We start from the raw sequence: 26,923 nt of genomic DNA, 5'->3' as shown, positions 1-26,923 counted from the left end.
GCGTCAGCCTAGCACCGCGAGCCGCAGCTCGAGGAACGGATCCGAGAGCGCGAACAGCGCGACGTCGCGGAGGTCGGGGAGGGCGAGCGCCTGCGCCGGCTCGAGCGCCCCCGCCTCGACCCGCCGGTCGAGCCGCGACAGCGCCCGGAGCGCCTCCCCCGGATCTCCGGCGTACAGCAGCGCGACCCGGTTCGCCGTCCGGCGCAGGGAGGCGGCGAGCGCGCGCGGGTCCACCGACGCGAGCTCCGCGGCCGCGGCCGCGCCGAGGCGGCTCGCGTCCTCGCGGATCGCCGTCGGGACCTTCGCCTCGAGCGCCGCGACGAAGGCGCCCGCCCGCTGCGCCGGGAGCCCGAACGAAGGCGGCGCGCCTCCCGCGAAGCGGCAGGCGAGCTCGAGCAGGATCCCGACGTCGCGCGGCGCGAACTTCCCGATCAGCGCCCAGCCGTGCTCGACGAGGTCGAGGGTGCGCGCCGCCACGAACGGGAGGGCGGCGGCGGGAAGCGCCGCGACGCCCTCCGAGAGGACGGCCGCCGCCGGCTGCGTGTTCTCCACGGCGATCTCGACGCCGGGCCGGCCGGTCAGGAACACGGCGTGCGGCCGCGTGCCGAGCGCGGTGGCCGCGTCCTCGAGCGCCGCCCGGAGCGCCGGTGCGCGCGGCGCGACGAGGCGGTCGGCCGCGGACGCGCCGCGGCGGGCGAGGTCGGCGGGGAAGAGCGGCTCGAGCCACGGCGCGAGCAAGGTGAGGAGCCGCGCCACGGCGCCGGTCGCGCCGGGTGCAGCGACCCGGTCGCGCAGCTCGGGCGGGATCCGGAGCGCGAGGCGCGCCGGCGCCGGCGGCGCGTGCGGAGGACCGGCGAACGCGGCGAGCGACGCCGCGAGGCGCGCCCGCTCGGCGAGGCGCGCCACGTCGGACGCCGCGGCGGCGCGCGCGACGGCCTCGCACGACGACGCGACGGCCGCGAGCGCGGCGCCGTCCGACGGGTCCTGCCGGGCGAGGTCGAGCCACGCCTCGAGCGCCCGCGGCGCGGTCTCCGGCCGCTCGCCCCACGCGGTGACGAGCGCCCGTCGCGCGTCGGGATCGTCGGGCACGAGCGCGAGCGCCTTCTCGAGCATGACGACCGCCTGCTCGGTCCGCCCGAGCTTCACCGTGAGGACCTCGGCGAAGTGCCGGAACCGGGCGGCGGCGGCGAGCGGATCGTAGGCTGCGATCGCGTCGGCGCAGACCTCGCCGAGCTGCACGTACTCGTCGAAGCGCCCGAGCTTCTCGGCGATGCGGGACAGGTCGCGCGCGATGGTGAGGTCCGACGGCTCGCGCGCGAGGGCTCGGGACAGCCACCGGCGCGCATCCTCCCACTCGCCGGCGCGCATGTGCGTCCGGCCGAGGGCGGCGGCGTCGACGCCGGGCTCTGGAGGCGACGCCTCCGAGGTCGCGGGAGCGCTCTCGAGCTCGACCGGCGGGAGCGACTGCGCAGCGGGCTCGGCGGCGTCGGCCAGGACGGGCGCCTCGCCCGCTGCGGGGCCCGCTTCCTCGAGGGAGAGAGGCGGAGGGAGGACGTCGGGCGGGCCGAGGTCGGTCGCGCTCGCCGTCGCGTCGCCCGTCCCGTCCTCGCCTCGGCTCGCGTTCGCGTCGTCGCCGGGCGTCGCGGTTCCCCCCGTCTCGCCCGCGGGCTGCTGCTCGAAGGCCCCGTCGTGTGCCGCGGGTTCCGCGAATCCCGGCCGGACGAGCCGTGCCCGGAGCGCATCGGCGCGGGCGACTCGCGCGGCGTCGCCCTCGGCGAGCCCGAGGAGCCACGACCAGGTGAGGTCGCGCTCGGGATCCGCGTCGAGCGCGTCGAGGAGCGCGTCCGCGGCGCCGCCGCGGTCTCCGCTGCGCTCGAGGTGGCCGGCGAGCCGCTCGTACAGCTCGGCGCGCTCGAAGCCGCTCGCGGCCTCGGCCTGACCGCGGAGCACGTCCGCGACGAGGTCCGCGCCCGGCGTCGAGTCCGCGTCCTCGTCGTCGGTCCCGGCCACGGCGCCCGGCGCGACGGCCCCCGGTGCCGCGGTGCCGAGGAGGGCTGCCTCGAGCGCCTCCGCGTCCTCGACGACGCGGCGGGCCTCGGGCGCGTCGCTCTCTCGCGCGCGGGCGCGCGCGTGGTCGAGCGCGATGGCGGCGCCGACGTCGTCCCCGAGCCGCTCGTGCAGGACCCGCGCGCGGAGGAGATGGATCGCGGCGGCGTCGGCCGGGTCGGTGGCGCGCTCCGCCTCCGCGAGGAGCGCCGCTGCGGTCGCGGTCCACCCGCCCTCGCGCTGGTCCAGGTCGGCGAGGGCTTCCGCCGAGGGCGCGTGAGCGGGATCCAGCTCGAGAGCGGCGAGGAACGCGTCGCGGGCGGCCTCGGGCCGGCCGTGCTCGGCGAGCAGGGCCCCGCGGGCGTGGAGGAGATCGCGCCGGCCCGCGTCGTCGCCGGCGGCCCCGAGCGCCTGCTCGCGCGCGGAAGAGAGGTCGACCCAGGTCTCGACCGCGCCGCGGGCGATGGCGAGCCCGGCCGCCTGCTCGAATGCCTCGAGGTCGCGCGGCTCGCCTCGCAGCACCGCGGTCCAGACCGCCTCCGCGTCGGCGGGCCGCCCGCCCCCCTCGAGCGCCCGGGCGAGCTTCCGCGCGTGAGCGGCCCGGTCCTCCGGCGCGAGCTCGTCGGCGTGGATGGCCTCGAGGTGCTGCGCGGCAAGCTCCGCATCGCCTGCCGCGAGCGCCTCCTCCGCGAGGACGGCGCGCGCCGGCACGCAGCCGGGGCGCGCGTGCACCGCGACGCGGTACGCGCGGGCGGCGTCCCCGTGCCGGCCGGCGGCATCGAAGAGGCGCGCGGCCTCGAGCGCGGCGCGAGCCGCCTCGTCCCCGGAGGTCCGGATCGAGACGGCGAGGTGGGCGCGGGCCGCCGCCGCCGCGTCTCCGGCGGCGGACTCGAGCCGCGCCCGCGTCCGCCACGGCTCGGCGGCGTCCGGATCCGCGTCGCAGGCGAGCTCGAGGACGGCGCGGAGCTCGTCCGGGTCGGCGCCGGCCCGCTCGAGCGCGTCGGCCGCCTCGACGAGCGCGTCGGCGCGGGCGGAGAGGTCGTCGGTGGAGAAGGCGCGCTCGGCGGCCGCGCGGGCGAGCTCGCGGAGTGCGTAGGGCGTGAGCGGGGCGGCCGTTTGCTCGAGCTCCGTCGGGCTCGTCCCCGTGCCCGTGCCCGTCAACGTGCCCGGCCACTCCGTGCCCGTGCCCCGCGTCCCGTGGCCCGTGGACCCTGGCCCGCTTCCCGGGCTTGTCGCGGTGGCGATCGCGGCGTCGTCCGACTCCGCGCCCCATTCCCGGTCCGCAGGCGGCCGGCGGCCCCCCTCACCCCGGCCCTCTCCCCCCGCTGGCGCGGGGGGAGAGGGAGGTTCCGCTTGGACCACGCCGCTCGTGTCCGCAATGCCCGTCGCGCCGACAATCCCGGTCGCGTCCGCAATCCCGGCCGTATCCGCAAGCCCGGTCGCGTCCACAGCCCCGGTCCCGTCCGCAAACCGGGTCGCGTCCGCAAACCCGGTCCCGTCGGCAACCCCGGTCGCGTCCGCAAACCCGGTCCCGTCGGCAACCCCGGTCGCGTCCGCAAACCCGGTCCCGTCGGCAAACCCGGTCCCGTCCGCAAACCCGGTCCCGTCCGCAAACCCGGTCCCGTCCGCAAACCCGGTCGCGTCCGCAAGTCCGCTCGCGTCCGCAAACCCGGTCCCGTCCGCAAACCCGGTCCCGTCCGCAAACCCGGTCCCGTCCGCAGCCCCGGTCCCGTCCGCAAACCCCGTCCCGTCCGCAGCCCCGGTCCCGTCCGCAAACCCCGTCCCGTCGGCAAACCCGCTCGCGTCCGCAATCCCGGTCGCACCGATCCCGGCCGCATCTGCAGTCCCGCTCGCGCCGACAAGCCCGGTCCCGTCCACGGTCCCGTCCGCGGCCCCGTCCGCAAGTCCGCTCGCGTCCGCAATCCCGGTCGCATCCGCAATCCGAGTCGCGTCCGCGGCCCCGGTCGCATCCGCAATCTCGCTCGCGCCCGCGGTCCCGCTCGCAAGCGCAGTCGCGCTCGTATCCAGAGCCCTGCTCGCGCCCGCGCCCGCGGTCCCGCTCACAAGCGCAGCCGCGCTCGTATCCAGAGTCCCGCTCGCGCTCGCGTTCGCGATCCAGCTCGCCGTCGCAGTGCCGCTCGCGCCCTCGGTTCCGCTGGCGGCCGCGCTCGCGCTCTCCGCCTCGTTCGTGCTCTCCCCCTCGCTCGCTGCAGCGACCGCCGCAGCGATGCCGCTCTCCGCCGCCCCCTCGCCCCCCGCGACCGCCTCGCGCGCGAGAGGCGCGCGCGGGTCTTCCGGCGCCAGCGCGAGCGCCCGGTCCAGGTGCACGACCGCGGCGACGTTGCCCGCGCGCCACGCGGCGAGCCCGGCGCGGTAGCGGCTCGGGGCCTCGCACGCCGCCGGCACCGCGCCAGCGATCGCAGCCATCGTGAGGATCCGCGCGTCGACCTCGGCGGCCTCCCAGTCGCGCCCCGCGTCGGCGAGGCACCCGGCCAGCGCCGCGAGCGCCGACGGGTCGTGGGGCGCGAGCTCGACGCAGACGCGGTAGGCCTCGATCGCGCGATCCGGCTCCCCGAACGCGACGAGCGCGTCGGCGCGGGCACGATGGCAGCGCACCGCCTCGGCCGGGACCGCGCCCGCGCGCGCCGCGAGCACGGCGTCGAGCCGCTCCGGGTCGGCCGCGCCGTCGCCGAGCGCGGCCACGAAGGCGGCGTCGTCGGCGGGGCAGCCGTCGAACGCGTCGCGGAGGGCGGCGCGCGCGCCGGCGTCGTCGCCGGCGGCGAGGAACGCCGTGGCGGCGTCGCGGAGCAGGGTCGCGCGCTCCCCGCCCGCCGCGCGCTCCGCTCGCGAGAGCAGCAGCGCGGCGCGCTCGGAGTGCCGGTCCGCCAGCGCGTCCGCGAGCGCCCGCGCCGTGGTCTCGTCGGAGGGATCGGCGCGGACGAGGGCGGCGAGGTGGGGGATGGCGTCCTCGGCGCGCCCGAGCCGGAGGAGCAGGTCCGCGGCGGCGCGATCGAGGACGAGATCGCCGGGCCGGTCCGCGGCTGCCGCGATCCGGGCCTCCGCCGCCATGGCGAGGTCCCCCGCGTCGCCGGAGCCCTCGAGCACCCTCGCCGCCTCGGTCCGCAGCGGGGCACGAGCCGCGGGGTCGGCGAGGCGCGCGGCGCGCGCGAGGAGGAGACGCGCGCGCTCGACCGCCCGGCCCTCGGCGGCGAGCCGCGCGAGGAGCCGCGCCTCGGCGCCGGCGTGGCCCGGGGCGTCCGCGAGCGCCGCCCGGAGCGCCTGCTCGGCCTTGGCGGGCGCACCGGCGGCGTCGCGCGCGTCGGCGAGCGCGACCAGCGCATCGGCCCGGTCCGCGCCTGGCGCGGCGCGCTCGACGCGCTCCTCGAGCAGGCTCGCGAGGAGCGGCGCGCCGGCCGCGCCCTGGGCGCGCGCGACCTCCTCGAGGAGCCGCGAGGCCTCGACGCCGGACGGATCCGTCGCCGCGGCGCGGCTCAGCGCCTCGGCGGCGCCCTCGAGATCGCCGGCGCGGAGGAGCAGCGTCCCTGCCGCGCGGGCATAGGCCGCCGCGGCGGCGAAGTCGCCGTCCGCGGCGGCGAGGGCGTCGACCTGCAGCAGCAGGCGGGCCGCCTCGACGGGCGCGGTCTCCCGCGCGCGCGCAGCGGCGTCCGCGTACAGCGCGCGGGCGGCGGCGCGGTCTCCGGCGTCCTGCGCGAGCGCCGCGGCCTCGGCGAGCGCCTCGACGACGGCGGGGCCGCGCGGGCCGTCGAGCGCCTCGAGCGCTGCGGCGCGATCGCGGGCGAGCGCCGCGAGCCGGCGCGGGTCGCCCTCCGCGGCGGCGCGGGCGCGCCCGAAGAGCTCCTCCCCGAGCGCCCGGTCCCGGAGCGCGCCCATCGCCTCCGCCGCGGCGGCGCCGAGCGCGCCGGCGCGCGCGGTCGCGGAGCGTGACGCCTCCACCGCGGCGGCGAGGGCCTCGACGGCCATGCGCCGGTCCGGCTCGAGCGCGAAGCGGGCCCGCGCGGCGTCGAGGTCCTGCGGGCGCCGGGAGAGGACCTCGTCGAGGGCGGCCCGCGCGAGGTCGTGCTCGCCCGCGTCGGCGGCGAGCTCGGCGAGCTGCCGGGCGACGGCGAGCGCGTCCTCCGGGGCGAGCGCGTCGAGGCCAGCCTCGAGGAGCCGCCGGTGCAGCACGAGCGCCTCGGCGCACGAGCCGCCGAGGTAGAGGAGGCGCGCGAGGAGCGGTCCCGCGAACGCGAGCTCGTCCTGCGTCCGGACGTAGGCGCGCCGGGCGCAGCGGAGGGCCGTCGCGGGATCGCCGGCCTCGAGGGCGAGCGCGGCGGCGGTCCGCAGGGCCCGGGCGGCGGCGCGGACGTCGGGCGCGCGCGTCGCGAACGCCTCGAGCGGCGCGGCGGCGGCGCCGAGCGCCGGGTGCGCCCGGCGGAGCGCCGCGTGCGCGTCGGCGAGGGCGCGATCCGGGGGGAGCGCCGCGAGCGCGGCGGCGTAGGCGCGGTCGGCGCCCGGCACGTCCCCGAGCGCCGCGAGGAGCCGCGCCCGGGCGAGGCGGTGCCGCCCGGCGTCCCCCGGCACGAGCGTCGCGAGCTCTTCCAGGCGCTCCGCGACGGCGGCGAGGTCGCCGATGGCCTCGGCGGCCGCCCGGGCCGCCTCGACCGCAGCGGGATCGCGGGGCGCGAGGGCGCGCGCCTCCTCGGCGCTCGCCCGCGCCGCGGCCGCGTCCCCGGCGGCGAGGGCGAGGGCGGCGTGCCGGAGCAGCGCCGCGGGTCGCTCCCCGGTGGGGAGGAGCGGGACCAGCTCGGGGAGGAGCTCGCGCTCGGCCGCGCCGTCGGCGCGGGCGCGGGCACGGGCGACGAGGGCCGCGACGACGGCCCGGGCGTCCTCCTTCCCCGTCCCGAGCGCGCGCGCCTCCCGGAGCGCCTCCTCGGCGCCGGGCAGCTCCGCCGCGTGCGCGGCGAGGGCGGCCGCGGCGAGCCGCTCGGGTCCGTCGGGCTCCTCCCACTGGACCGCGCGCCGCGCGCGCTCGAGGAGCGCCGTCGCGGCCTCCGTCCCGGCGCCCGCGCGCGCGGCGAGCTCGGCGCGGAGCTCGAGCGCGTCGTCCGCCTCGGGCGCGCGCGCCGCCGCGGCGCGGAGCGCGCCGAGCGCACCCTCGAGGTCGCCGGCCCCGGCGAGGAGCTTCGCCCGCTCCGCGAGCGCCGTCGCGGCGTCGCCGTCCGGGATCGCGGAGTCCGCCGCGAGGCGGCCGAGGAGCTCGGCGCGCTCGGGGGCGGCGACCGCCGCGCACCGCGGCGGCGCGAGGAGCGCGCGGGTCGCGGCGAGCGCCGTCCCGGGATCCGCGAGCGCGGCGCGCGCGAGGCCGGCGGCGGGCTCGACGTCCCCGCGCGCGGCGAGGAGGTCGGAGAGCTCGAGCCGGAGCGCGCCCGCAAGCTCGCCGGGCGCGCGCGTGATCAGCCGCGCGAGCACGCCCGCGAGCGCGGCCGCGTCGCCCGCGCGGCGGTGGAGCGCCGCGAGCCGGTCGAGCGCCGCGAGGTCGTCCGGCGCCGCCTCGCAGTAGGCGGAGAGGTGCGCCCGCGCGCGTGCGCCGTCGCCGAGCGCGGCGGCGGCGCCGGCCGCGAGCGCGAGCAGCGCGGGGCGCTCCGCGGGATCGAGCGCGTCGCCCGAGAGGGCCGCCTCGGCGTCCGCGAGCGCGGCGCCCGGGTCACGCGCGGCATCGCGTCTGGCGCGACGGGCGCGCGCGGGCGCGAACGCGGGATCGCAGGCGACGGCCGCGTCGAGGCCGGCGGCGCCGGGATCGAGCGCATCGGCGCGGAGCGCGAGGACGGCGCCCGCGCGGCCGCCCCGGTGCCGCGCGAGCCGGACGAGCGCGAGCGCGGCCCCTGCCGCGTCGCCGCCCGAGAGCCGCAGGTCCGCGAGGCGCTCCAGGGCATCGGCGGCGGTCGCGGGATCGCCGGCGGCGCAGTCGTACGCGGCGAGCGCGCCGTCGAGATCGCCGTCGGCCTCGAGGAGCCGTCCGGCGTCGAGGTGGCGCCCGACCCGGGCGAGCAGCGCCGGCCGCGCGGGATCGCCGGCGGGCGTCTGCGCGAGCACCTCCGCGAGCAGCGCGGCGGCGCCCGGGGCGCCGCCTGCCTGCGCACGCTCCGCGTGCTCGCAGGCGGCGCCGGGCTCGCCCGTCGCGAGGGCGGCGCGGCCGGCGCGGAGCTCGAGCGCCGCGGCGTCGGGCGCCCCCGCGGCGAGGAGCGCGCGCAGCGCGCCGAGGGCGAGGCGGGCCTCGCCGGCCTCCTCCGCGAGATCGGCCTGCGCCCGGAGCGCGGCGGCGTCGCCCGGAGCGGCGGCGCGGGCGGCCGCGAGCGCGGCGAGCGCGGCGGCGGGATCGGACGCCGCGACGAGCCGGGCCCGCTCGAGCCAGGCGGCTGCGGCCCCGGAGGCGTCGCCGGCGGTGCCCGCCGCCTCGGCGGCGTCGGCGAGCACGGCGGCGAGCCGCGCGCCGTCGCCGGCGCGGCGCGCGAGGTGGACCTCGGCCGCGAGCCGGTCCGGGCTCGGTGCGGCCTCCCGCGCCGCTCGCGCCGCGGCGAGCGCCGCGGGGAGATCGCCGGCCCGCGCGGCGGCGACGGCGAGCCGGTCGTGGAGCACGGCGACGTCCCCGGCGTCCGTCGCGAGCGCCGCGAGGCGCGCGAGCGCGTCGCGCTCGGCGAGCACGTCGCCGCGATCACCGGCGAGCCGGGCGAGGCCGGCGAGGGCGGGGCGGCACGCCGGGTCGTGGGCGAGCGCGGCGGTGAAGCGCTGGACCGCCTCGGCGGGAGCGCCCGCCGCGAGAAGTGCCTCGCCCGCCTCGGCGAGGAGCGCGGCGCGCTCGCCCGGCGACGCGGCGAGCGGCGCGAGGCGGTCGAGGGCGGCGGCGAGCGGCGCGGGGCGCGCGAGGCCGCGGAGGAGCCCGGCGAGGCGCGCGAGCAGCGCCGCGTCCGGCGAGAGCGCCGTCGCCGCCTCGAGGTGCGCCGCGGCCGCGGCGGGATCCGCGAGCCTTCGCTCCGCCACGTCCGCGAGCGCGACCCGCGTCCGGACCGCGAGCGCCGGCCCGCCGGGCGCGCGGAGGTCGAGGGACGCGAGCACCGCCGCGTGGTGGTCCGACGCCTCGGCCCACTGGCCGACGGCCTCCGCCGCGCGCGCCGCGCGGGCGTGGACGTCGGCGGACGGCGCGAGCTCCGCCGCCTCGCGGTACCGGAGCAGGGCGTTCTCGGGGTTCCCGAGCGGCCCCTCCCAGAGCGCGCCCGCCTCGACCGCGGCGGCCGCGGCGGGGCCCCGCTCCTCGCGCGCCGCGTGCACGGCGCGGAGCCGGTCGAGCGCGCGCACCGCCCGGAGCGCCTCGCCCGCGGCCGCGCACGCTCGGGCGAGGGCCGCGAGCGCGGCGGGGTCCTCCGGCGCGAGGCGCAGCGCCTGGTCCAGGTGGAGGCGCGCGGCGGCCGGGTCCGACGCGAGGAGCAGCTCGCCCAGCTCGGCGTGGGCGCGGGCCTTCCCGGCGTCGTCGGGATCGTAGGCGACGAGCCGGCGGTCGGCGCGCAGGAGCGCCTCGCGATCTCCGCCCGCCGCGGCGAGATCGCGGAGCGCCCGCAGCGCCGGCACGTGATCGCGCCGGACCGCGAGCGCGACGTCCACCGCGCGCAGCGCGTCCTCGCGGCCGGCGCCGGGCAGCGCGAGCGCGGCGTCGGCGGCGGCGAGCGCCGCGAAGGGTTCCCCGCGCTCCGAGGCGCCCGCGGCGAGCTCCGACAGCGCCCGCGCCGCGCGGCCGGTCTCCCCGCGGCTGAGCCGGACGTGTGCCTCGGCGAGGAGCGCGGGCGCGAACCCCGGCCGCCGCCCGAGCCAGTCGGCGGCGAGGTCGAGGGCCTCCTCGTGGAACGCCTCGTCGAGCACGAGCAGCGAGAGCAGCCGCTCGGCGGCGAACGGGTGGACCGCGGCGGCCGTGCCCGCCGCGAGGAGCGTCTCCCGCGCGGCGGCGGGGTCGCCGCGCGCGATGGCCTCCTCGGCGACGGCGAAGGCGCGCGCGCCCTCGTCGGCGGCGAGGAGCTCGGGGTCGACGGACAGCGCGGCGGGCGCGGCGCCGCTCCCGTCCCAGGCCAGCGCGGCGACGCCACCGGCGAGCTCGGCGCGGGCGAGCCGGACGCCGCCGACGCGCGGGAGCTTCCAGCCCCGGGGCGCGAGGACGCGACGGAGCAGCGCCGAGAGCGGATCCTCCGGCAGCCCGGCGTCTCCGAGCCCGGCGAGGGCGCGGAGCGCGAGGTGAGGGAGCTCCGCGGACGCGAGCGGCGCCGGCCCGTACAGGCGCGGCGCGAAGAAGGCCAGGCGGACGCCGCGATCGCCGGCGGCGAGCAGGCCCGCCTTGAGCGTGAAGACCGGTCCGGCCGCGATCCGTCCGGCGAGCTCGGCGAACCCGTCCCGGAACGCGATCCGGACGTCGGCCAGCCCGAGCGCGGCGAGCGGCGCGGCGGCGACCGCGGCCTCGGCGAGCGCCGGCGCGGCGCTCACCCGGAGCTCCACGAGGTCGGACAGGCGGTGGCGGAACTGCGCGGCGCCCTGGCCGACGTCGAACGGGAACCGGACGTCGGGGATCTGCAGGGTGAGGACGTCGACGGCGAGCCCGGGGGCGATGGGGCGGGCGGCGAGCCGGACGGCGGCGCCCCCGCGCTCGAGCCGGAGCTCGAACCCCGTCCCGCTCCTCCCGGGGTCGCCGGCGGAGGCGGTCTTGTTCACCTCCGCCATTCGAGGGCGAATTCTACCGGACGGTCGAGGGGTTCGCGAATCGCCGCGCGCCGGTTTCGCGCGCGCCGATCCGGGTGGGAGGCGGGCCTACTCGTGAGAGAGCCCCGGCCGCCTCATCGGGCGAGCCGGGGCTCTCGAGCCTGCCCTGGACGTCGCTAGCGCGTCACGGTGGTCTGCGCTGCCTGCGGCGGCGTCTTCCGGCCGTCCTGCGCGACCTCCGGCTGCGGCGGCGTCTTCCGCCCGTCCTGCGCGACCTCCGCCGGCGGGCGCCGGTACACGACGATGCTCCGCCGCGTCTGGAAGTCCTCGTCCTCTCGCGCGAACACCGTCACGACGTTGTTCCCCGGCTGGAGCGGGACGTCCGTCGTGAACTCCATGCGCGGGGTCGTCGCGTTCTCCTGCTGGACCTTGAAGAAGACCTTCTGGTCGTTCACGAACACGAAGACGTCCCGGAGCTTGGTGCCGGGATCGGCGCTCGCGGGCACCGTGGCGGTGCCGGAGAGCTTGATGCTCTCGCCGTCCACCACCGGCGCGCCCTTCACCGGGTCGGGCAGGAGCGCGATGCGCGGCGGCTCGCGCTGCCAGACCTCGGCGATCGTGCCGGAGCGCGCGCCGGTCGCCGGCTTCACGTCGGCGTCCGCGGCGAAGGCGAAGCGGCCCTTGTGCCACTCGACCCGGTAGAACTCGCCGAGCTTGGCGTCGACGGGCAGCACGGCCCCCTTGCGCGCGACGGCGATCACCGGCGACGACGGGCTCGCGCCGGTGCGCAGGACCGCCTCGGTCGCCTCGACGCGGACCGCGCCCTGCGCCGCGGCCTTCACGGGCTCGTCCTTCGCGACGGGCAGGTCGAGCTTCTCCTGCACGAACTCGTCCGTCTTCTCGTCGAAGATCGCCACCCGCACCGGCAGGGTGTCGCTCTTCGAGCCGCGCTTCAGCTCGACCTCCATCGTGGCGGACTTCACCTCGCCCGGCTTCAGCGCGCCGATCACGTCGCGGCCCTTCTTGATGAAGAGCTTCTCGTCGCCGAGGTTCTTGAGCGAGACGAACGTCTTCTCGCTCGCGGCGCCGGTGCCGGCGTTCTTCACGTCCACCCGGAGGCGGAACGTCTCGCCGCGCTGCGGGAGGCCGTCGCCGTTCCCGCCCTGCTGGTCCTCGAGCTGGACCGAGAACGCGAACACGGGCTTCGGGATCTCCGTCACGGCGACCGCGCTCGTCACGTCCGGCGGTGCCTTCCCGTTCTCGTCGGCGAAGTGGAAGACCACCTCGTCGCGACGCGTGTCCATGCCCTTCGGCAGCTTCACGGGCACCGTCCAGGTCCGCCGCTCGCCGGGACGGACCGTGCCGAACACGAACTCGCGGCGGTCGAGGAGCAGGTTCTTCTCGGCGGTGGTCCAGGCGCGCAGGCGGCGGAACGGGCCGTCGCCCCGGTTCTCCACCGTGACCGTCCACGGCATCGTCTCGCCGGCGCGGATCTCCTTGCCGGGCGGGGGCGTCACGGTCACGACGGCGCGCGGCGCGCCGTTCGCGGGGCCCTCGGCCCAGTCGACGCCGAACTCCTTGAGGCGCTTCTCGGCGCGCTGCTCCTCCTCCTCCTTGCGCTCGTTCACGAAGCCCTTCGCGGCCTCGAGGAGCTTCGAGCGCTTCGCGAGGGGCGCGCGGCGCAGGAGGTCGCGGGCGAACTTCACCTGGTAGTCGGCGACGAACTCGTCGGGGTTGGCGTCGCTCTCCTCGTCCTCCACCTGCTCCGGCGTGAGCTGGTCGTCGTCGCCGTGCGGCGAGGCGGCGGCCGCGGCGTCCTTCTTGAGCTGCTTCGCCACCGCGTCGTCCTTCTCGTCGAGGAGGTAGCGAAGCTCGTACGGCGAGGGCGGCGGCTTCGGGCGGGCCTTCTCCGCCGGCTCGGACGCGTCGACCTTCCCGCTCGGCCCGGCCGCCGTGTGGTTCACGAAGTGGCGGTCGAGATCGGCCTCGCCCATCGACCGCGGCGGCGCGAACAGGTTCACCTGCTCCTTCAGGATCCGGCCCGGGAAGAGCGCGACGTCCGGCGTGATGCCGACCTCCTGGATCGAGACGTCACCGGGCGTGAGGTACTGCGCGATGGTGAGCTTGAGCGCGGCCTCCTCGGAGGGCTTCGCCGGATCCGAGAAGTCGTACAGGACCTGGACCGAGCCCTTGCCGAACGTCTGGCGGCCCACGATGAGGGCGCGATCGTTGTTCTTGAGGGCGCCGGCGACGATCTCGCTCGCCGAGGCCGAGGACCCGTTCACGAGCACCACGAGCGGCAGGCTCGTCATGTCGGAGGGATCGGCGGTCGCCTCCTTCACCTCGTGGATCTGCTGCTTGTCGCCCTCGCCGACCGTCTTCACGATCACGCCCTCGGAGAGGAACAGATCGGAGACCTGGATCGCCTGGTCGAGGAGGCCGCCCGGGTTCCCGCGGAGGTCGAGGACGAGGCCCTCGAGCTTGCCGCCGGCCTGCGCCTTCTCCGCCTGGATCGCGGCGACGAGGTCCCGCGTCGAGTTGGCCGAGAACTGCGAGAGCCGGACGTAGCCGACGTTGCCCTCGAGCAGCTGCGCGGTCGGGACGGTCTCGACGTTGATCACCTCGCGCGTGAGGTGGAGCCGCCGCGCCTCCGTCGTCCCGTGCTGGACGGTGATCGCGATCTTGGTGGCGGGGCGCCCGCGGAGGTGATCCACGGCGTCCTGCAGGTCCATGTTGATGGTGGACTGCTCCTCGATCTTGGTGATGACGTCCTTCGCCTTGATCCCGGCGCGCTGCGCGGGCGTGTTCTTCAGGACCTTCACGACGGTGAGGTTCCCGTCGCGCATGGCGATGACGAAGCCGAGCCCGCCGAACTCGCCGCGGGTCTGGAGCTTCATCTCCTTGAAGAACTTCGGCTCGAGGAGGACCGAGTGCGGATCCAGCGTCGAGAGCATGCCGTTCACCGCGGCGTACTCGATCTCGCGGAGGTCCTTGTGGGCGACGAGGTGCTCCTGGATGAAGCCCATCGCCTCGCCCAGCACCGTCCGGATCTCCCAGATCGACTTCACGCCGGAGATGTCGAGGTCGCGCGACGCGCCGCCCACGGTCAGCGTGAGCTTCTGCGACTTGGCGTCGCCCTGGACCATCACCTCGGCGACGGTCTTCTCCACCGCCTCGAGCGACGCGACGAGCATCTGCTTCGGATCGAAGCGGGACGGGTCGACGTAGTTGTCCTTCACCTGCAGGATGACGCGCGAGAAGATCGGCAGCCGATCGAGCTGGTAGTCGCCGCTCTGCGCCGGATGCGCCGACAGCGGGGCCGCGCCGCGATACGCGACCGCGGACGGTGCGGCGTCGGGCTCGGCGCGGACGAGGCGGGCGGTGACGCCGAGCGCGAGCGCGAGCGTCGCCGCCAGGGTGGCGAGCAACCGGAAGGGGCGGATCATGGGGCGCCTGGGCGGAGGGAGGGAGTCAGGCAAGCGAAAACCTGCGTAACGTCGGAGGATAAGTTGCGGTCGGGGGCGGTGCAAGGAGAACGGCCCCGAGCACCGGCCCTTGGGACAGAACGCCCGGGGGCGAGGAGTGTTCCCGGGCACCCACACCGGAGCCGCGCGCCCGATCGGGCGCTAGTCGTCGTCCCCGTCCGCGCGCCTGGCCGCAGGAAGGGTGAGCCCGCCCGCGGTGCCGCCGCTCCCGGCAGGCAGGTACGCGGCCGCGGCGCCGTGCTGGTAGACCAGCGCCCCGCCTGCCTCGCCGGTGCGGACCGCGAGGCCGGCCACCGCGAGCGTGCCGGCCGCGACCACCGCGGCGACACCCGCCGCGGCGCCGGCGGGCACGATCAGGACCGCGATCATCCCCGCGAGCACCGCGCCCGCCGCGCCCAGGAAGAGCTCGGCGCGCTCCTCGTGCTCCTCGATGAGCTTCTCCGGGACGACCCGCTCGGCAGTCTTCTCGTCGCGCTCGCCGAGCTTCATCGCGAGCCCGCCGCCCGCGACGAGCACGAGCTGCAGCCCCACCAGGACCGCGAACGCGCCGCGTGGCAGGCGCCGCCGCCAGAGCGCGATCGCGAGCCCGATCGCGACGAGCGGGACGACGAAGGCGAGGCCGAGGGGGATGTGGACGATGGCGGGGTGCAGCGGTAGGTTCGACATGACTCGGGCTCCTCCAGTGGGTTCGTGGCACGTCTCGCGGCGAACCTGCTCGCCGGCCGCGAAGGACGCCATCCGGCGGATGACACACGACCGAAACCAGAGCGGCGGTGCGGGGTTCCGCGGCGCCCATGCGGCGGACGGCGAGGCGCCGCGTCCGTGGATGCTCGCGCTGCCGGCCTCGATCCTCGGCCTCGTCGCCGTGCTGGTCGGGCTCGACGTCGCCGGGGACGCGCGCGCAGGCGGGTCGATCCCGCACCTCGTCCTCGAGGTCGCGATCATGATCGTGGCCCTCGCGGGGACGGTGGCGCTGTGGGGGCAGCTCTTCGCGGTCCGGCGGCGCGCTCGCGCCCTCCAGCGGGACCTCGTCCGGGCCGAGGCGGACCTCGCGCGGTTCAGGGCCGAGTCCCAGGACCACCTCCGCGGGCTCGCCGTCGCGATCGATCGCCAGTTCGAGCGCTGGTCGCTCTCGGCGGCGGAGCGCGAGGTCGCCCTGCTCCTCCTCAAGGGCCTGACGCACAAGGACATCGCGGCGGTGCGGGAGACCAGCGAGCGGACGGTGCGCCAGCAGTCGCTCGCGGTGTACCGGAAGGCCGGGCTCGCGGGCCGCGCCGAGCTCGCGGCCTTCTTCCTCGAGGACCTGCTCTTGCCGCCGCCGGCGACGACGCACACCGGAGGCCCGCCGGGCCGGATGGCGGGCGGCTCATCGGGGTAGCGCCGCCGGAGGTCGGCGGGTAGATTCCCCGCGCGATGTCCCTCGACGCCCGCGTCACCGAGAGCCCGCCCGTGCGGAGCGTGGACGAGCTCGCGGCCTGGTTCGCCGGCCGGGAGCGGCCGCGCGACACCTGGAAGGTGGGGCTCGAGCACGAGAAGTTCGCGCTCCGGGCCGGGACGACGCGCTCCATCCCGTACGAAGGCGAGGGCGGCGTCGCGGCGCTCCTCCGCGCGTTCACCCGCTTTGGCTACGAGCCGTTCGAGGAGGACGGGCGGATCATCGCCGCGCAGAAGACCGGCCTCACCGTGTCGATCGAGCCGGGCGGCCAGATCGAGCTCTCCGGGCGCCCGTTCGCCGACGTCCACGTCGTCGCGGCGGAGCTCGACCGTCACCTCGCGAAGTGCCGCGAGCTGGCGACCGACCTCGGGATCGAGCTCCTCGCCGCCGGGTACCGCCCCTGGGGCACGCCCGAGACGACCCCGTGGATGCCGAAGAACCGGTACCAGGTGATGCGGCCGTTCCTCGCGGCGCGCGGCCGGCTCGCGCCGGACATGATGGCGATGACGGCGTCCGCCCAGGCCTCGTTCGACTTCTCGTCGCCGCGCGACATGGCGGAGAAGCTCCGGGTCGCGCTCGCGATCCAGCCGGCGGTCACGGCGCTGTTCGCGAACTCGCCCGTGGTGAACGGGCGCGAGGTGGGCTGGAAGAGCTACCGCGTGGCGGTCTGGGAGGAGGTCGATCCCGCGCGGCAGGGGCTCCTCCCCTTCGCCTTCGAGCCCGGCTTCGACGACGATCCCTACCGGCGCTACGCGGAGTGGGCGCTCGACGTCCCGATGGTCTTCCTCCGCCGCGAGGGCGGCTACCGCGACCCGGGCGGCCGGACGTTCCGTCAGTTCCTGGAGGGTGGCCTCGCCGGCGAGCGGCCCACGATCGCCGACTGGGAGGACCACCTCACGACCCTCTTCCCCGAGGTCCGGGTGAAGGGCGTCGTGGAGGTCCGGGCGGCGGATGCGTGCGACGCGGAGCACACGAAGGCGCTCATCGCGTTCTGGAAGGGCATCCTCTACGACCGCGACGCGCGCGCGTGGGCGTGGGATGCGGTGAAGAAGCTCACCGTCGCCGAGCGCCGCGCCGCGATGCTCGCGGCGGGGCGGGAGGGGCTCGCCGGCCGCCTCGCGGACGGCCGCACCCTCGCCGAGCTCGCGCGCGTGGTGCTCGACGCGTCCGCGAACGGCCTCTGCCGCCAGCGCTGCTGCGGAAGTCACGGCGAGGACGAGCGCGTCTGGCTCGCGCCGCTCCGCGAGCGCGCGGCGTCCGGCCGGTCGCCAGCGGACGACGCGCTCGAGGCGTTCCGGAAGGGCGGGGACCGGGCGCTGGCGGAGAAGCTGCGGGTGGCGTGACGGGGCGGGCATCCGGGCCGCCGGCCGGGGAGGGCGACGGAAGCCACGAGGTGGTGGGGGGAGAGGGCCGGGGCGGCACGCAGGACGGCAACGCTACCCACCGCAGGGTCACGTTCGAATTCGCTTTCCCGTCAGCGATCTCAGTCCCATTCACGGGTGCCGGGCGCTCCGGGGTACGGCGCCGCGCGGGCGTGGAGGCCCCCTCGTCCGTGCTCGCCGCGGAACTCGCGACCGGGCGCCGTAGGTCGATCGGGCGCCGAAGCGCGCGGGGCCGCGGCACGCCCGGACGCGCCACGCTCGCGCCCGGGCGTGGCGTGCGTCGCGCGAGGCGAACGGTTCCGTGGGGCGCTCGCGTGTCACGTCGCGTGCACCGCGGCTGAAGTACTGTCGATCGCGTCCGTACGCAGCGACGCGGCTGCGCGCGGGCGAGGGGGCCTCCCCGACTGTATGGCGCGGCGCCTGTTGGCGTTCGCGATCCGACCTCGCCGCTCGCCGCTCGCCGCTCGCCGCTCGCCGTCGCCCGAGCCCGAGCCCGAGCCCGAGCCCGAGCCCGACCCGACCCCGACCCCGACCCCGACCCCGACCCCGACCCCGAATCCGACCTCGACGCCGACCTCGCGCCGACCTCGCGCCGGTCCTCTTCGCCCGGCACCACCAGATCCCTCCCTCTCCCCCCGCCACGAAGTGGTGGGGGGAGAGGGCCGGGGTGAGGGGGGCGGCCGCAGTACGGCGACGCTTCCACCGCAAGGTCACGTTCGCAGTGCGGCTTCCCGTTCGGAAAGCGGGGATCCCGTCACACCAGCTCGATGGCGGTGACGGACGACGCGGCGGATGGCTCTCCAGCTCGTCAATCGCTTCGGAACGGGGGCAGTGGAGCGGGTCACGGACGCTGGGCCACGGGCCACGGGAGCCGGGTCACGGGCACGGGTGCGGGCACGTGTACGGCACGGGCACGGGCGAGCGACGGGTTCGCGTTCGTGACGCGGGGAAGGCAGCCCGTCAGATCACCTCGAGATCCCCCGTCCTCATCCACCCCTCGAGCCCGTTCTCCAGCCGCACCCGCGCCGCCTCCCCGCGCACCTCCAGCACGTTCACCCGCGTGCCCTCGTGCAGCTCGAACGCCGGCCGGAGCGCCTCCTCCGGTCCCTCGCGCACCGGGCTCGTCGCGCCGATCACCACCGCGGCGGGCGTTCGCCGGTCGGCCGCCTTCCGTGCGAGGAGCGCGGCCGTCGCGATCGCGAGGCTCGCGGCGACCACCGCTCCCAGCGCGAGGGGGCCGCGGGCGCGCGCCGGGGCGCGGCGGCGGGCGGCGAGCGCGATCCAGATCGCGGCCCACGCGGCGGCGAAGAGGATCGCCGCGGCGCCGTCGCCGGTCCGCTCGGCGAGGCGCGCGAAGACGGAGCGCTCCGCCGCGCCGACGACCCGGTCGACGTTCTCGGCGCGGGCGAGGGCGAGGTTCGCGCGCGCGTCGGCGTCGCCGGGGTCGAGGCGGAGCGCCCGCTCGTAGCTCGCCGCCGCGAGGCCGCGCTGCCCGAGCCGGACCCGGGCGTTGCCGAGGTTCAGGTGCAGCGCCGGGCTCTCCCAGCCCTCGGCGAGGAGCGCCTCGTACCCCTCCGCCGCCGCCGCGAACTGGCCGGCGCGGTACGCGCCGTTCGCGGCCTCGAGCCGCGCGGTGGGATCGTCGGCGGCGGGCGCGGCGGCGAGGGCGAGGGCGACGAGCAGGGCCGTCATGACGACGCCACCTCCGCCTCTGCGCGCCAGTCCGCCTCCTCGAGGAGCGCGATGGCGCGCTCCGCGGCGGCGAGCACGTCCTCGCCCGCCCCGGCGCCGCCGTAGCGGGCCGCGTCGCAGGCGTCGAGCGCGGCCGAGAGCGCGCGCGTCGCCACGGGATGCGCACCGGCGCGGACGAGGGCGTCCGCGAGCGCGTCGCGCGTGTAGCCGACGGCCGGCCGCCCGAGCCGGTCCGCGGCGTAGCCGATGAGGGCTCGCGCGACGGCGCCGTGGAACGCGGCGGCGTCGCCGCGGGCGAGATCGCGGCGCGCGCCGGCGAGGGCGCGGCGGGCGGTGCGGGCCGCGGCGCGCTGGCGGGCCTCGCGCGCGCCAGCGCGGGCGCGCAGCCGGTCCGCGAGGGCGAGGGCGGCGAACGCGAGCGGCGGGACCGCGAGCGCGAGCGCGAAGAGTGGGCTCCGCCAGGGCGGCCCCCGCCGGTGCGAGAGGGCGGCGTCGGCGCGGATCGGCCGGAGCCCCGCCGCGAGCGCGTTCGACCCGGCGGCGGTCGCGGGCGCGCCGCCAGCCGCGCCGGGCCCGACGGTCACGCGCAGCTCCGGCGTGCGCGCGGTCTCGTACCGGCCGGCCTGCGGATCGAACCAGGACCACGCGACCGGCGGCACCACCAGCTCGCCCGGGGCCTCCGGCACGAGCACGGTCTCGATCGTCCGCGATCCGCCGAACCGCGTCCCGCGTGGCGCGGCCTTCTCGGTGACGGTGGGATCGAAGGCCTTCGCGCCGGCGATGGCCGGGAGCTTCGGCAGCGACAGCGCGCGGACGTTCCCGTCGCCGGAGACGGTCATCCGGACCGTCACCGGCTCGCCCGCCGCGACGCGCGCCTCGGACGCGGCGGCCTGCAGCGCGAGCCGCCCGACGTTCACGCTCTCGAACCCGGGCGGCGCGCCGGGCGGGAGCGGCTTCACGGTGATCGTGACGGGCGTGCTGCGGCGCGAGACCCGCTTCACCTCCGGGAACGGGTCGAACAGCGATCCGCCCCCGACCCGGACGCCGACGTGCAGCTCCGCCGCGCCGATCTCGAGCTTCCCGGCGCGGGTCGGGAACAGCGCGAAGCGCTGCAGCAGGTACGCGCGCGTCGGGATGCCGTCGATCGTCTTCACCTGGTACTGGATCGTCCTCGGCGTCTCGAGCTCCTCCTCCCAGAACCCGTCGTGGCGCGGCGGCGAGAAGCGCTCGTACTCGACGACCCCGAGCGGCGAGTACAGCCAGATCGAGACCGTCACCTGCTCGCCGAGGAACACGTCGCGGCGGTCCGCCTGGACGTCGAGGACGAGATCGCGCTCCCAGCCGCCGAAGGCGCTCCCGGAACCTCGCGGCGGCCGCGGCTCCGCGGCGCTCCCGGGCGCGCCCGGCGACGCCGGGGCGGCCGTGCCGGCCGGCAAGACCTTCACCGCGATGGGCTGCGTCTCGTACCGCTTCCCCTTCACGATCGCGACGACCGGCGGAATGGTGAGGTCGCCTTCGCGGACCGGCGCGAGCCCAAGCGTCGAGACGAGAACCTGCTGCGAGGACACACCGCCAGCCCCGAGCGTGAACGAGGACTGGCGCGACTGCGCGCGCGAGGCGATCCGGAAGTCCGGCGCCTCGCCGAGGTCGAGCGTGCTCGGCGCGTCCGGCGACTCGAGCCGGATCTCGAGGGTGAGCGTCTCGCCCACCGCGACCGTGGTCCGGTCGACGTGCGCCTCGAGCGTCACGCCCGCCGCGAGGGCCGGCGCGGCGAGGGCGAGCGCGAGCGCCGCGGCGAGGCCGCGGGCCCTCTCACCAGTCCTTCGCGGCATCCGCCCTCCGGCCATCCTTCCGCGTCCGTCCCGGCGCGATCGGCATGTTCCGCTCGCGGGCGCGGAGCGCGTCGAGGAGCTTCTCGGCCTCCTGGCGCGAGAGCGGCGCCGGCCTTCCGCCCCGGCGGTCGTCGCGCGCGGTCGCGTCCGCGGGCTCGGTTCCGTCGCGCGGGGTGCCGTCCCCGGGCGTCGCGTCCGCCGGCGTCTCTCGCGGCTCCTGTCCCTGCTGCCCGGGCTGCGGCTGCTGCTGCTGCTGCTCCGGCTTCTCGCCGCGCTGCGCCTCCGCGGGCTCCTCCTTCTTCTTCTCTTGCCCGTCCTGGCCCTGCCGGGGCTCCGGGCTGGGCTTCGCGCCGTCCTTCCCGTCCTGCGGCTCGTCGGGCTTTCCGCCCTTCTTCGCCTGCTTCTCGGCGCCCTGGCCCTGCGGCTTCGGCGCGTCGCTCGCCGCGTCCTTCTTCCGGAGCAGCACCTCGAGATCGAAGCGCGCATCCTCGTTGGCGGGGTCGGCGCGGAGCGCCTCGGTGTACGCGGCGATCGCGCCGTCGCGATCGCCCATCGCCGCGAGCGCGTTCCCAACGTTCTGGAGCGCCATCGTCCCGAGCGCGCCCGCGCCGCGATCGAGCGCGCGGCGCCACGCGTCGCGGGCCTCGGCGTGCCGGCCGAGCCGGTAGAGGGCGTTGCCGCGGTCGTACTCGATCTGCGCGCGCGGCCCGATGGCCTGCTCGGCCGCGTCGTAGCGGCGCAGCGCGGCGGCCGGGTCGCCGCCGGCGAGCCGCTCGTTGCCGTCGCGCACGTCCTTCTGCTCGGCCTGGAACGGGGAGAAGCCGGTGGCGAGCGCGGCGAGCGCGAGGGCGAGGGGGCGCCGGAGGGTCATCGCTCCTCCCGCGGCGCGGGCCGCGCCTCCGGCAGGAGCAGCGCCGCCAGGAGGAGGAGCAGGGCCGGGAACGCGGCGACGGCGTACCGGTCCTCCCAGGTGACGGTCACGCGGCCCTCGAGCTCCGACTTCTCCATCCGGTCCAGCTCGGCCCGCAGCGCCGGGATCCCGCGGCCGGGCGCCTCGACGTCGTAGAGCTTCCCGTTCCCCTTCGCCACGATCGCCTGGAGCCCCGCCTCGTCGAGCCGCGTGACGATCGTCTCGCCGCGCCGGTCCTTGCGCCAGCCGGTCACGTTCCCGACGCCGTCGACGATCGGGATCGGCGCGCCCTCCCGCCCGCCGACGGCGAGGGCGAACACGCGGATGCCGTCGTCCGCGAGCGCCTGGACGGCTTCGTCGACGCCGCCCTCGTGGTCCTCGCCGTCCGAGACGAGGAGCACCACCTTCGCGCGCGCCCCGCGGTCGGACGTCGTGAGCACGTCGCGCGCGCCGAGGAGGGCGTCGGCGAGCGCCGTCCCCTGCTGCGGGATCGCGTCCGGCCCGACGGCGCGGAGGAAGAGCTTCGCGGCCGCGTAGTCGCTCGTGAGCGGGCACTGGACGAACGAGGCGCCCGCGAACGTCACGATCGCCACGCGGTCGCCGGCGAGCCGGTCGAGAAGGTCGGCGATCTCGAGCTTGGCGCGGGAGAGCCGGTCGGGCTTCACGTCGCGCGCCTGCATGGAGCGCGAGGCGTCGAGGACGATCGCGACGTCCACGCCCCAGCGGCGCGCGAGCTCCGTCCGCGTGCCGCACTGCGGGCGCGCGAGCGCGACGGCGAGGAGGGCGAGGCCGAGCGCCGACGAGGCGAGCCGCGCCGCCGGGCGGGCGAGGCCGGCCCCGGGCGCGACCCGGTCCGCGAGGGCGCCGGCGGCGCGGACGAGGGCCGCGCGACGGCGGACGAGCGCGAGGGTGCCGAGGAGCGCGACCGCGGCCACCGCGAGGAGGAGCCGGAGCGCGGAGGGGTCGGCGAGGCGGACCGCGTCGCCGAGGACGTCGAAGGAGAGCGCCGGCGCCGGGACGTCGGTCACGGGAACGCCCTCCAGCGCGTGGCGCCGAGCGCGAGCCCGGCGAGCGCGAGCCAGAACGCCGGCGCGAGCAGGCGCGGGAAGAGCTCGACGGGGCGCGAGGTGCCGGTCGCCTCGAAGATCCGGGTCTTCTCCATCCGGTCGAGCACCTCCTGGAGGCCGTGCTCGAGGGTCTCGCGGTCGGTCGCGTTCGCGTACGCGCCGCCGGTGACGCGCGCGATGCGCTGCAGCAGCTCCGGGTTCACCGGGAACTCCCGGTACTCGTAGATCGGCTGGCCGAAGAGATCGGTACCGACCGGGTAGGGGACGACGCCGCCCTTGCCGACGAGGATCGGGAACACGCGGATCCCGAGCGCGTGTGCCATCTCGGCGGCCTCGAGCGGCGCGAGCTGGCCGGCGTTGTTCTCGCCGTCGGTGATGAGGACGATCGCCTTCGACTTCGCGTCCGACTCGCGGAGCCGGTTCACCGCGGTCCCGATCGCGTTCCCGATCGCGGTGCCGTCCTCGATGACGCCGAAGTCGAGCCGATCCACCAGGGCGCGGAGGATCCCGTAGTCGAGCGTGAGGGGCGCCTGCGTGTAGGCGTCGCCGGCGAACACGACGAGGCCGATCCGGTCGCTCGTCCGCCGCCCGATGAAGCCCTTCAGGACCTCCTTCGCGACGTGGAGCCGGTTGTTCGGCCGGAAGTCGGCGGCCTTCATGGAGGTCGAGAGATCGAACGCGATGACGATGTCGATCCCCTCCACGCTCGTCGACTCGGGCCGCCGCTCCCGCGCCTGCGGGCGCGCCAACGCGACCGCCGAGAGCCCGAGCGCGGCGACGACGAGGAGGTGCGGGAGCCACCAGGTCCGGGCCACGAGCCCCCGCCCCGCCCGCGCCAGCGTCGCGGCGCGCGGGTGCCGGAGTCGCGGCGCGCGGTGGCGCTCGAGCAGCATCGCGGCGATCGCGAGGGGGATCGCGCCGAGGAGGACGAGCGCCCAGGGCTGGGCGAGGTGGGTGGGGAGATCGGTCATTGGCGATCGCCGCCCGGCTTCGGGGTCGGGTCGCTGCCCGTACCCGTACCCGTACCCGTACCCGTGCCCGTGCCCGTGAACGTACCCGGCGTCTCCTTGCCCGTGACCCGCGTCCCGTGGCCCGTGGACCCTCGCCCGCCTCCCGTGCCCGCCTCGCGCTCGATCGAGGATCCCGGGCGGCCCCCCTCACCCTGGCCCTCTCCCCCCGCTCCGCTTCGCTTCGCGGGGGGAGAGGGAAGGATCTCTGGGCGTGCGCTCGCGGGCGTCCCCGTCCCCGTGCCCGAACGCGAACCCGGCTTCTCCGTGCTCGAGACCCGTGTCCCGTGTCCCGTGTCCCCTGGCCCGTTTCCCGTGTCCCCTGGCCCGTTTCCCGTGTCCCCTGGCCCGTTTCCCGTGTCCCCTGGCCCGTGTCCCGTGTCCCCTGGCCCGACTCCCGCCCCCGCCCTCGTCCTTTCCAGCAACTGCTTCGCGTACGCGGAGGCCGCCACGCACGCCCCCACCCCCGGCTCCGCCCGCGCGAACTTCACGAGGTCCGCGGTCGCGAGGAACCCGGCGAGCGCGTCCGGCTCGACGCGCGGATCGCCCACGCGCGCCATCGCCTCGACGAGCTCCTCCGTGGTGAGATCGAGCGCGTTCACTCCGGTCACCGCGCCGAGGTACTCGCGCACGAGCTCCGACAGGCGCGCGACGTGCTCCCGGCCGAGGCCGCGCGCCGGGAGCCGCTCCGCCTCGAGCGCCTCCAGGCGTCGCGCGAAGCGCACGTCCGCGGGGACCGGCGCCGGCGGCTCTGCGGGTCGGCCGCGCCCGCGCCACCACCGCCACGCGACCAGCGCGGCGGCGACCGCCGCGAGCACGCCGAGCGTCCACCAGACGAGCGCGAGCGAGCGCACGAACACCGGCGCGGGCGGGGCGATGTCCCGCAGCTCGAGCTTCTCGGGCGGCGCCGCCGGGTCGATGATGCCCACGCCGGTCACCCGGGGCCCGGGCACCTTCAGGACGGCGTCTCCGGCGGGCGTCGTCACGGCGAGCGGGATCTCGGGCACGTCCTGCGGCCCGAGGGTGAAGAGCGCGAGCCGCATGGTGCAGGTCGTCGTGACCTCGTCCTTCCCCTCGGCGCGGCGGCAGCGGGCGCCGTCGGCGCGGAAGGGCGCCAGGTCCGGGGTCGCCGGCAGCGCGTACGCCTCCTCGGCGCGGTGCCGAACCTCGATCGCGTAGCCGAACGGCTCGCCGAGCTTCACCTCCGCCCGCTCCGCGCGCGCCTGGAAGGAGAGCGGGTGCGGCGTCGCCGAGGTCGCTCCCGCGGGCGCGTCCGGCGCCGGCGCGGCCGCGAGCAGCGCCGCCGCGAGGGCCAGGCCGGTCGTCACGCGAGCCTCCGCGCCCGCGCCCGGAAGAAGGCGAGCAGCGGGGAGACGTAATCGGCGTCGTCCGCGCGGACCTGGGCGGAGTCGAGCTCGAGGCGCGCGAACAGCCTCCGGAGGGCGTCGTCCTCGGAGTGCAGCGCCTCGCCGAGGCGCCGCCGCACCCGGTGATCGGCGAGGTCGACGCGCGAGACCGCCCCGGTCTCCGGGTCCTCGATCCAGGCGAGCCCCGACGCCGGCAGCTCCGCCTCGAGCCGGTCGGAGATCCGGATGGGCACGACGTCGTGCTTCCGCGCGGCGATCCGGAGCGCGCGCTCCCACGGCGGCGCGCCCGCGCCCGGCGCCCCCTCGACGAAGTCCGAGAGCAGGAACGCGACGGTCCGCCGGCGGAGCGCGCGCCGGAGGTACTCGAGCGCGGTGCCGATCGAGGTCCCTCGAGAGGCCGGGCGGAGCTGGAGGATCTCGGAGACGAGCCGGAGCGCGTGGCGGCGGCCCTTCCGCGGCGGCACCGCACGTTCCACGCGATCGGTGAAGAGGACGAGCCCCACGCGGTCGCCGTTCGCGACCGCCGACAGCGCGAGCAGCGCCGCGATCTCCGCGGCGACGTCCGCCTTGGTCCGCTCGCGCGAGCCGAAGTCGGTCGAGGCGGACAGATCGCACAGGATCATCACCGTGAGCTCGCGCTCCTCCACGAAGCGCTTCACGTGCAGCTGCCCGGTGCGCGCCGAGACGTTCCAGTCGATGGACCGGACCTCGTCTCCGGGGGCGTAGGGCCGGACCTCGCTGAACGCCATGCCCCGGCCCTTGAAGACCGAGTGGTACTGGCCGGAGAGGGTGTCCTCCACCGCGCGGCGCGTGGCGATCTCGATGCGCCGGACGCGCTGGAGCAGGTCCTTCGCGTCGGGTCGCCCGTCCCCGGCGCCGGCCCGCGGCGCGCCCCGGCGACGCGAGCCGCCCGCCCCTGGCCGCACCCCGCTCACGGCACCTCGATCCGGTCCAGCACCTTCGAGACGACCTTCTCCGGCGTGACCTCCTCCGCCTCCGCCTCGTAGGTGAGCGTGATGCGGTGCCGGAGCACGTCGTACGCGACGGCCTTCACGTCCTCGGGGGTGACGAACGCGCGGCGGCGCAGGAACGCGTGGGCGCGCGCGGCGAGGGCGAGGAAGAGCGTCGCGCGCGGCGATGCGCCGTACTCGACGAGGCCGGCCAGCTCCGGCAGCCCGTGGCCGCGCGGATCGCGCGTCGCGAAGACCACGTTCACGATGTAGTCCTTCACGCGGTCGTCCATGTAGATGCGGAGGACGGTCGCGCGGGCGGCGGCGAGGTCCTCGGGGCCGACGACCTTGCCGGCGCGGGGCGGCGTCGCGACGACCATGCGGTCCATGATGACCCGCTCCTCCTCGCGCGTCGGGTAGCCGACCTTCACCTTCAGCATGAAGCGGTCCACCTGGGCCTCGGGCAGCGGGTACGTGCCCTCATGCTCGATGGGGTTCTGCGTCGCGAGGACGATGAACGGGTCGGGCAGCGCGAAGGTCTGGTCGCCGAGCGTGACCTGCCGCTCCTGCATCGCCTCGAGGAGCGCCGACTGCACCTTCGCCGGCGCGCGGTTCACCTCGTCGGCGAGCACGACGTTCGCGAACACCGGCCCCTTCTTCGCGGAGAAGGTCTGCGAGCGGGGGTCGTAGACCTGCGTGCCCACGACGTCGGCGGGGAGGAGGTCGGGGGTGAACTGGATGCGGCTGAAGAGGCAGTCCACCGCGTCGGCGATGGTCTTCACCGCGAGGGTCTTCGCGAGCCCCGGGACGCCTTCGAGGAGCACGTGCCCGCCGGTGAGCAGCCCGATGAGCGCCCGCTCGACCATGTACCGCTGGCCGACCACGACCCGGCCCGTCTCCGAGAGGAGCGCCTCGACGAAGGCGCTCCGCGAGACGAGCTCGTCCTGCACCGCCTGGATGTCCGCCCGGATGTCCGTGCCCAAGGAAGGCCCCTTTCCTCCGCGGATCGAGGAG

General features: G+C 77.5%; 13 protein-coding genes. 2 read left to right on the top strand and 11 right to left on the bottom strand.

Annotated elements, in window-relative coordinates; translation table 11 throughout:
* Window positions 1-3: 3 nt before the first annotated feature.
* The 3 genes from AMOR_RS08715 to AMOR_RS08705 form a co-directional block, all read right to left on the bottom strand.
* The gene (locus AMOR_RS08715) at window positions 4-10,803 is read right to left on the bottom strand and encodes a tetratricopeptide repeat protein (protein WP_248360422.1); all 10,800 of its coding nucleotides are present in this window, start codon (window positions 10,801-10,803) and stop codon (window positions 4-6) included.
* Between the two features lie 155 nt (window positions 10,804-10,958).
* On the bottom strand, window positions 10,959-14,228 hold the full coding sequence (locus tag AMOR_RS08710) for an MXAN_5808 family serine peptidase (protein ID WP_248360421.1): 3,270 nt from the start codon (window positions 14,226-14,228) through the stop codon (window positions 10,959-10,961).
* A gap of 180 nt (window positions 14,229-14,408) precedes the next feature.
* Window positions 14,409-14,933 carry a hypothetical protein gene (locus AMOR_RS08705; protein ID WP_248360420.1) on the bottom strand — a complete coding sequence of 175 codons (525 nt, stop codon included), beginning with the start codon at window positions 14,931-14,933 and terminating at the stop codon, window positions 14,409-14,411.
* A gap of 79 nt (window positions 14,934-15,012) precedes the next feature.
* Between AMOR_RS08705 and AMOR_RS08700 the strand changes: the two genes are divergently transcribed.
* Together AMOR_RS08700 and AMOR_RS08695 are read left to right on the top strand one after the other, a co-directional pair.
* On the top strand, window positions 15,013-15,645 hold the full coding sequence (locus AMOR_RS08700; RefSeq protein WP_248360419.1) for a helix-turn-helix transcriptional regulator: 633 nt from the start codon (window positions 15,013-15,015) through the stop codon (window positions 15,643-15,645).
* A 35-nt stretch (window positions 15,646-15,680) separates the two neighbouring features.
* The gene (locus tag AMOR_RS08695) at window positions 15,681-17,045 is read left to right on the top strand and encodes a glutamate--cysteine ligase (protein ID WP_248360418.1); all 1,365 of its coding nucleotides are present in this window, start codon (window positions 15,681-15,683) and stop codon (window positions 17,043-17,045) included.
* A 999-nt stretch (window positions 17,046-18,044) separates the two neighbouring features.
* Here AMOR_RS08695 and AMOR_RS08690 read toward each other — a convergent pair.
* Genes AMOR_RS08690 through AMOR_RS08655 form a run of 8 tightly spaced genes read right to left on the bottom strand, consistent with a single transcriptional unit; the run spans window position 18,045 to window position 26,892 of the window.
* The gene (locus AMOR_RS08690; RefSeq protein ID WP_248360417.1) at window positions 18,045-18,776 is read right to left on the bottom strand and encodes a tetratricopeptide repeat protein; all 732 of its coding nucleotides are present in this window, start codon (window positions 18,774-18,776) and stop codon (window positions 18,045-18,047) included.
* Window positions 18,773-20,608, bottom strand: a complete 1,836-nt coding sequence (locus AMOR_RS08685; protein ID WP_248360416.1) for a BatD family protein — start codon at window positions 20,606-20,608, stop codon at window positions 18,773-18,775. The genes AMOR_RS08690 and AMOR_RS08685 overlap by 4 nt, the downstream gene beginning before the upstream one ends.
* Window positions 20,589-21,479, bottom strand: a complete 891-nt coding sequence (locus AMOR_RS08680; RefSeq protein WP_248360415.1) for a tetratricopeptide repeat protein — start codon at window positions 21,477-21,479, stop codon at window positions 20,589-20,591. The genes AMOR_RS08685 and AMOR_RS08680 overlap by 20 nt, the downstream gene beginning before the upstream one ends.
* Entirely contained in the window at window positions 21,476-22,546 is a 1,071-nt protein-coding gene (locus AMOR_RS08675; protein WP_248360414.1) for a VWA domain-containing protein, read from the bottom strand. Before AMOR_RS08675 ends, AMOR_RS08680 begins: the two co-directional genes overlap by 4 nt.
* Window positions 22,543-23,556 (bottom strand): vWA domain-containing protein, encoded by a 1,014-nt coding sequence (locus tag AMOR_RS08670; RefSeq protein WP_248360413.1) that lies wholly within the window; start codon window positions 23,554-23,556, stop codon window positions 22,543-22,545. The genes AMOR_RS08675 and AMOR_RS08670 overlap by 4 nt, the downstream gene beginning before the upstream one ends.
* Complete coding sequence (locus AMOR_RS08665) at window positions 23,553-24,920, bottom strand: hypothetical protein (RefSeq protein WP_248360412.1); 1,368 nt, start codon at window positions 24,918-24,920, stop codon at window positions 23,553-23,555. The genes AMOR_RS08670 and AMOR_RS08665 overlap by 4 nt, the downstream gene beginning before the upstream one ends.
* A complete protein-coding gene (locus AMOR_RS08660) occupies window positions 24,917-25,894 on the bottom strand; it encodes a DUF58 domain-containing protein (protein ID WP_248360411.1) in 978 nt (325 codons plus the stop codon). Before AMOR_RS08660 ends, AMOR_RS08665 begins: the two co-directional genes overlap by 4 nt.
* Window positions 25,891-26,892, bottom strand: a complete 1,002-nt coding sequence (locus AMOR_RS08655; RefSeq protein WP_248360410.1) for an AAA family ATPase — start codon at window positions 26,890-26,892, stop codon at window positions 25,891-25,893. Before AMOR_RS08655 ends, AMOR_RS08660 begins: the two co-directional genes overlap by 4 nt.
* Window positions 26,893-26,923 lie beyond the last annotated feature (31 nt).

Source organism: Anaeromyxobacter oryzae, assembly GCF_023169945.1.
Lineage (GTDB): Bacteria > Myxococcota > Myxococcia > Myxococcales > Anaeromyxobacteraceae > Anaeromyxobacter > Anaeromyxobacter oryzae.
This window is presented reverse-complemented; position numbering and strand designations above follow the sequence as displayed.

Coding starts and splice junctions, on each gene's coding strand:
- AMOR_RS08705 (WP_248360420.1), bottom strand. CDS start 14,933: ATGTCGAACCTACCGCTGCACCCCGCCATCGTCCACATCCCCCTCGGC.
- AMOR_RS08710 (WP_248360421.1), bottom strand. CDS start 14,228: ATGATCCGCCCCTTCCGGTTGCTCGCCACCCTGGCGGCGACGCTCGCG.
- AMOR_RS08680 (WP_248360415.1), bottom strand. CDS start 21,479: ATGACCCTCCGGCGCCCCCTCGCCCTCGCGCTCGCCGCGCTCGCCACC.
- AMOR_RS08695 (WP_248360418.1), top strand. CDS start 15,681: ATGTCCCTCGACGCCCGCGTCACCGAGAGCCCGCCCGTGCGGAGCGTG.
- AMOR_RS08670 (WP_248360413.1), bottom strand. CDS start 23,556: ATGACCGATCTCCCCACCCACCTCGCCCAGCCCTGGGCGCTCGTCCTC.
- AMOR_RS08715 (WP_248360422.1), bottom strand. CDS start 10,803: ATGGCGGAGGTGAACAAGACCGCCTCCGCCGGCGACCCCGGGAGGAGC.
- AMOR_RS08685 (WP_248360416.1), bottom strand. CDS start 20,608: ATGCCGCGAAGGACTGGTGAGAGGGCCCGCGGCCTCGCCGCGGCGCTC.
- AMOR_RS08690 (WP_248360417.1), bottom strand. CDS start 18,776: ATGACGGCCCTGCTCGTCGCCCTCGCCCTCGCCGCCGCGCCCGCCGCC.
- AMOR_RS08700 (WP_248360419.1), top strand. CDS start 15,013: ATGACACACGACCGAAACCAGAGCGGCGGTGCGGGGTTCCGCGGCGCC.